This window comes from Paenibacillus sp. J45TS6, assembly GCF_018403285.1.
Lineage (GTDB): Bacteria > Bacillota > Bacilli > Paenibacillales > Paenibacillaceae > Paenibacillus.
In genome coordinates this window covers 1-213 of sequence record NZ_BOSJ01000126.1, presented here as the reverse complement: position 1 = coordinate 213, position 213 = coordinate 1, and the positions used below count along the sequence as shown (strand labels likewise).

The 213-nt window shown below is 47.9% G+C and carries 1 rRNA gene; it reads left to right on the top strand.

Annotated features, from left to right (window positions below):
* Window positions 1-90: 90 nt before the first annotated feature.
* Window positions 91-213: ribosomal RNA gene (locus KJS58_RS25325) — 23S ribosomal RNA — on the top strand; the annotation flags it as partial.

The following is a 213-nucleotide window of genomic DNA, read 5'->3' as shown; positions in this document are numbered from 1 at the left end:
AAGATTAATAGATTGCTTAGCGAAATTTTTGAATGATGAACGACTTTTGGCGAATGCCAACCGGAGTGAATCAGTCAAAAATGAGCATATGGTTAAGCTATTAAGAGCACACGGAGGATGCCTAGGCGCTAGGAGCCGATGAAGGACGTGGCGAACAACGATACTGCCTCGGGGAGCTGTACGCAAGCTTTGATCCGGGGATGTCCGAATGGG